Source organism: Mycobacterium sp. TH-M15, from assembly GCF_057473705.1.
This window is the reverse complement of record NZ_JBYCLB010000259.1, coordinates 1-4,455: the sequence shown is the minus strand read 5'-3', so window position 1 is coordinate 4,455 and position 4,455 is coordinate 1. Positions and strand designations below refer to the sequence as shown.

Genomic DNA, 4,455 nt, shown 5'->3' with positions numbered 1-4,455 from the left:
GGGCACGTCTGGGCCGACGGCGGGGTGCGGCATCCGCGCGACGTGGCGTTGGCGCTGGCGGCCGGCGCCTCGAACGTGATGGTCGGCTCGTGGTTCGCCGGCACCTACGAGTCACCCGGCGACCTGATGACCGACCACGACGACCGGCCGTACAAGGAGAGCTACGGGATGGCCTCCAAGCGGGCGGTGGTCGCCCGCACCGCCACCGACAGCGCGTTCGACCGGGCCCGCAAAACCCTGTTCGAGGAGGGGATCTCCACCTCCCGGATGGGCCTGGACCCGGACCGGGGCGGCGTCGAGGATCTGCTCGACCAGATCACCTCCGGCCTCCGCAGCACCTGCACCTACGTGGGCGCGGCCACCCTCGCCGAGCTGCACGAGCGGGCGGTGCTCGGCATCCAGTCACCGGCGGGCTTCGCCGAGGGGCACCCGTTGCCGCTCGGCTGGTGACCGGGACACCGAGATGCCGATGAGCACCGCCGCGACCGCCCAACGCGAAGCGATGCGCACGGAGCGACGAAGATGAGCACCCTCGCCAGCACCGCGCTGAGCCTGCTCGCCATCGTCGCGCTCACCTTCGGGACCGCGGTCTTCGTCGCCGCCGAGTTCTCCCTGACCACCCTGGAGCGCAGCACCGTCGAGGCCCACGCCCGCCGCGGCGGCCGGCGGGGCCGCTCCATCCGGCGCGCCCACCACGACCTGTCGTTTCAGCTCTCCGGCGCCCAGCTGGGCATCTCGATCACCACGCTGGTCACCGGCTATCTCACCGAGCCGCTGGTGGCCCGGCTGCCGCACCCGGCGATGGACGCGCTCGGTGTGCCGAAGCGGGTCGCCGACGCGGTCATCCTCGTCCTGGCGCTGGCCGTCGTCACGTCACTGTCGATGGTCTTCGGCGAGCTGGTCCCCAAGTACCTGGCGGTGGCCCGTCCGCTGGGCACCGCCCGCGCGGTCGTCTTCCCGCAGATGCTGTTCGCGCTGGTTTTCACACCCGCCATCCGGCTGACCAACGGGGCCGCTAACCGGATCCTGCGCCGGCTGGGCATCCAGCCCGCACAGGAGCTGATGTCGGCGCGCTCGCCGCAGGAACTGGTGTCGCTGGTGCGCAGTTCGGCGCGCAGCGGTGCGCTGGACCCGGCCACCGCGACGCTGGTGGACCGGTCGCTGCGGTTCGGCGCGCTCACCGCCGCGGAGCTGATGACCCCCCGGTCGAAGATCGTGGTGCTGCAGACCGACGACACGCTGGCCGACCTGGTGCGGGTCGCCACCGAGACCGGGTTCTCCCGGTTCCCGATCGTCGACGGCGACCTGGACGCCACCGTCGGCATCGTCCATCTCAAGCAGGTGTTCGCGGCGCCGGCCGCCGACCGCGCCCAGACCCGGCTGGCCACCGTCGCCCAGCCGGTCGCGGTGGTTCCGTCGACGCTGAACGGCGACGCGGTGATGGCGCAGATCAGCGCGGACGACCGACAGGCGGCGCTGGTCGCCGACGAGTACGGCGGCACCGCCGGCCTGGTTACCTTCGAGGACCTGATCGAGGAGATCGTCGGCGACGTCCGCGACGAACACGACGACGCGACCCCGGATGTGGTGCGGTCCGGTCGCGGCTGGCGAGTCTCCGGCCTGCTGCGCGTCGACGAGGTCGCGGCGGCCACCGGCTACCGGGCACCGGACGGCGGCTACGAGACGATCGGCGGGCTGGTGCTCCAGCAGCTCGGCCACATTCCGACGGCCGGCGAGACCGTCGAGCTGATCGCGTTCGACCCGGACGGCTCGCTGGGCAGCCCGGCGCGATGGAGCGCTCGGGTGGTCCGGATGGACGGCCGCCGCATCGACCAGCTCGAGCTGACCCGGGTCGGGCACGGCCACCGACCGGTCGGGAGCCGGTGATGGGGGACGTCCTCGAGGTGCTGCTGGCGCTGCTGTTGGTGGCGGCCAACGCATTCTTCGTCGGCGCGGAGTTCTCGCTGATCTCGGCGCGCCGGGACCGGCTGGAGTCCCTCGCCGAGCAGGGCCGCGGCCGGGCGGTCGCGGTGATCCGGGCCGGCGAGCGGCTGCCGCTGATGTTCGCCGGCGCCCAGTTCGGCATCACGGTGGCGTCGCTGCTGCTGGGCCGGATCGGTGAGCCCGCGGTCGCCGATCTGCTGGTTGCTCCGTTCCGGCTGCTCGGCCTCCCGGACGCGCTGCTGCACACCGCGGCATTCCTGGTCGCGCTGGCGATCGTGGTGACGCTGCACGTGCTGCTCGGCGAGATGGTGCCGAAGAACATCGCCATCGCCGGACCGGAGAAGACCGCGATGCTGCTGATCCCGCCGTACCTGGTCTACGTACGCGCCGCCCGCCCGGTGATCGCCTGCTACAACCGGTGCGCCAAGGCGATGCTACGGATGCTGCGGGTGGAGCCCAAGGACGAACTCGACGTGACCGTCTCCACGGTGGAGCTCGGCGAGATGATCGCCGAGTCGGTGTCGGAGGGTCTGCTGGACCCCGACGAGTACGGCCGGCTGACCCGCGCGCTACAGATCCGCACCCGGACGGTGGCCGACGTCGTGGTGCCGGTCGCCGACATCCGCGGCGTCCCGGTGGCGGCCGACGACACCGGCCCGGCCGTCGCCGCGGTGGAGAGCGCGCTGCGCCAGACCGGCTACTCCCGGTTCCCGGTGGTCGGACGGGCCGGCGACTTCATCGGGTATCTGCACATCAAGGACGTGTTGCCGCGCTGCGACGACCCGGCGGCGGTGGTCGACCTGGCCACCGTGCGCCCGTTGCCGCAGCTGCCCGAGTCGCTGCCGCTGCCCACCGCACTCTCCCGGCTCCGCCGCAGCAACAGCCACCTGGCGCTGGCCACCGACGCCGACGGGACCGTGGTCGGCATGGTGGCCCTGCAGGATCTGGTGCAGAACCTGGTCGGCGCGGTGCAGGACGGCACCCACCCGGTCTGAGCCCGCGCCGCGGACGACCGCCGACTGCGTCCCGGGTGGACGTCGGCCGGTAAGGTGGGGCATTGCTGAACAGGCTGAACAGGAGGGTTTGATGACGGACCGGGTGTCGGTAGGCAATCTGCGAGTGGCCCGCGTGCTCTACGACTTCGTCACCGACGAGGCGTTGCCGGGCACCGGGCTGGACCCGGACAGCTTCTGGACCGGCGTGGACAAGGTCATCACCGACCTGACCGGGCGCAACCGCGACCTGCTGGCGCACCGCGACGACCTGCAGGCCCAGATCGACAAGTGGCACCGGCAGCGGGTGATCGAGCCGATCGACCCCGACGCCTACCGGGCCTTCCTCACCGAGATCGGCTACCTGCGGCCCGAACCGGCGGATTTCACCGTCACCACCGCCAACGTCGACGACGAGATCGCCGTGCAGGCCGGACCCCAGCTGGTGGTCCCGGTGCTCAACGCCCGGTTCGCCTTGAACGCCGCCAACGCGCGGTGGGGGTCGCTGTATGACGCGCTGTACGGCACCGACGTGATCAGCGAGGACGGCGGCGCCGAGCCGGGCAGCGGCTACAACCCGGTCCGCGGCAAGAAGGTGATCGACTACGCCCGCGCGTTCCTGGACGGCGCGACGCCGCTGGGCAGCGGATCGTGGGCCGAGGTCAGAAGCTTCGCGGTCGTCGACGGCACAATGGTCGTCACGCTGGCCGACGGGCTGGCGACCGGGCCGGCCGCGGCCGCTCAGTTCGTCGGCTACACCGGCGACGCCGGGTCGCCGGCGTCGGTGCTGCTCGTCCACCACGGCCTGCACATCGAGGTGCTGATCGACCCGGACTCGCCGATCGGCAAGACGGACGCGGCCGGAATCAAGGACGTGGTGCTGGAGTCGGCGGTCACCACGATCCAGGACTTCGAGGACTCGGTGGCCGCGGTCGACGCCGACGACAAGGTGCTCGGCTACCGGAACTGGCTGGGCCTGAACCGCGGCGACCTCGCCGAGCAGGTGCACAAGGGCGACACCACGTTCACCCGGACGCTGCGCCCCGACCGTGAGTTCACCGCCCCGGACGGCGGCACCATCACCCTGCCGGGCCGCAGCCTGATGCTCGTCCGCAACGTCGGCCACCTGATGACCAACGACGCCATCGTGTACACCACCGACGACAACGAAGAACACGAGGTGTACGAGGGCATCCAGGACGCGCTGTTCACCAGCCTGATCGCGATGCACGGGCTGAAGTCCGGCTCGGACAACGACGGGGCGAACGGTCCTCTGCGCAACAGCCGCGCCGGCTCGATCTACATCGTCAAGCCGAAGATGCACGGCCCCGACGAGGTGGCGTTCACCGCGGAGCTGTTCGCCCGGGTCGAAGAGGTGCTCGGCCTGCCGCCGGCCACTATCAAGGTCGGCATCATGGACGAGGAGCGCCGCACCACGGTGAACCTGAATGCCTGCATCAAGGCCGCCGCCGACCGGGTGGTCTTCATCAACACCGGCTTCCTGGACCGCACCGGAGAC

The 4,455-nt window shown here is 71.4% G+C and carries 4 protein-coding genes; all 4 read left to right on the top strand.

Features of this window, described 5'->3' with window-relative positions; translation table 11 throughout:
- The coding region (locus tag AC2VNT_RS06175; RefSeq protein ID WP_486946014.1) for an IMP dehydrogenase at nucleotides 1–450 on the top strand (450 nt) is incomplete at its 5' end.
- 72 nt (nucleotides 451–522) lie between these two features.
- The gene (locus AC2VNT_RS06170; protein ID WP_486946013.1) at nucleotides 523–1,887 is read left to right on the top strand and encodes a hemolysin family protein; all 1,365 of its coding nucleotides are present in this window, start codon (nucleotides 523–525) and stop codon (nucleotides 1,885–1,887) included.
- Nucleotides 1,887–2,939 (top strand): hemolysin family protein, encoded by a 1,053-nt coding sequence (locus AC2VNT_RS06165; protein WP_486946012.1) that lies wholly within the window; start codon nucleotides 1,887–1,889, stop codon nucleotides 2,937–2,939. Before AC2VNT_RS06170 ends, AC2VNT_RS06165 begins: the two co-directional genes overlap by 1 nt.
- 91 nt (nucleotides 2,940–3,030) lie before the next feature.
- Nucleotides 3,031–4,455: malate synthase G (locus tag AC2VNT_RS06160; RefSeq protein WP_486946011.1), on the top strand; the 1,425-nt coding region annotated here is incomplete at its 3' end.